This window comes from Faecalibacterium sp. BIOML-A4, assembly GCF_009679665.1.
Taxonomy (GTDB): Bacteria; Bacillota; Clostridia; order Oscillospirales; family Ruminococcaceae; genus Faecalibacterium; species Faecalibacterium taiwanense.
Window position 1 is genome coordinate 1 of record NZ_WKZG01000044.1, and the last position, 1,221, is coordinate 1,221.

Here is a 1,221-nt window from a genome sequence, read left to right on the forward strand (position 1 = left end):
CTGTCTGCCATCACCGCAGGCGGCAGTCAGGCGGTGTTCTTCAAGGTGAACACCCTTGGAGAAGAATCTTTTCTGGACGATGTAAAGGACCTGCTGGAAGAAATTTTGGAGGAATAAGATGTTTTACGCTGGAATTGATATGCTGTTCAGCATTCTGTTTCCCATCCTGTTCCTTGTGGTTTTGGGTATGATCCTATACACCATCATCGGAAATATCAGCACATGGAATAAAAACAACCATTCGCCGCGGCTGACTGTTCCGGCAACGATTGTGGCAAAGCGCACGGAAGTTTCTCGCCACCATACAGACAATACGATGGCGCATACGTTCACGACCTATTATGTGACCTTTCAGGTAGAGAGCGGCGACCGCATGGAGCTTACCGTAAGTGGTTCGGACTACGGAATGCTTGTGGAGGGCGACATTGGAAAGCTGAGTTTTCAGGGCACCCGCTATCTTGGGTTTGAGCGGAACTAAGTGTTTCTTACATTATATAGTATGGAGTGCTGTATGAACGATCTGTTTATCCAAGGGCTGACCATCGACTGGAACAGAGTTCGCCCATACAATTATGTTCGTCAGATTCCTGCCATCAGTGGAATCGACACTTTTACATTCCATAAGCCCATTACGTTCTTTGTTGGCGAAAATGGAAGTGGAAAATCTACGCTTCTGGAAGCAATCGCTGTTGCTTACGGCTTCAACGCAGAGGGTGGAACGAAGAACTATTCATTTTCCACATACAACTCCCATTCGGAACTATGTGAGGCTATGACGATTTCCAAGGGGTATCGCAGACCAAAGTTCGGGTATTTTCTCCGAGCAGAGAGTTTCTATAATGTAGCCACCAAGGAAATCGACTATTCCGATGACGATCATCCCTCCAAAGGCTATCACCAAAAATCACACGGTGAAAGTTTCCTCGCCATTGCGCAGGACTACATGGGTGCAGATGGAGTCTATATTTTTGACGAGCCGGAAGCCGCTTTATCCCCGCAGCGGCAGCTCACGTTACTGATCAACATTTATCGGTGTGCCCAAGAAGGGGCGCAATTCATTATCGTATCACATTCACCCATTCTCCTCGGAATGCCTGATGCTGAGATTTTTAGCTTCGACAATGGCACGATTCATCCTTGTCAGTATGAAGATACGGACAGCTACGTTATCACCAAAACATTTGTAAATAATCGGCAGCATTTTTTGAACCAGCTTCTGAA

Annotated in this window: 3 protein-coding genes; all 3 read left to right on the plus strand. The window is 46.6% G+C overall.

Annotated features, from left to right (window positions below):
• The coding region (locus GKG34_RS16005) for a DUF6054 family protein (RefSeq protein ID WP_243139296.1) at window positions 1-117 on the plus strand (117 nt) is incomplete at its 5' end.
• Window position 118: 1 nt separating this feature from the next.
• Window positions 119-478, plus strand: coding sequence for a DUF2500 domain-containing protein (locus GKG34_RS15565; RefSeq protein ID WP_154256865.1), 360 nt, complete (start codon window positions 119-121; stop codon window positions 476-478).
• A 33-nt stretch (window positions 479-511) separates the two neighbouring features.
• Window positions 512-1,221 (plus strand): AAA family ATPase (locus GKG34_RS15570; protein WP_154256867.1); only part of this gene is annotated, 710 nt, incomplete at its 3' end.

Bases quoted from the DNA above. Each gene is read 5' to 3' on its own strand.
- GKG34_RS15565 (WP_154256865.1), top strand. From the start codon at position 119: ATGTTTTACGCTGGAATTGATATGCTGTTCAGCATTCTGTTTCCCATC.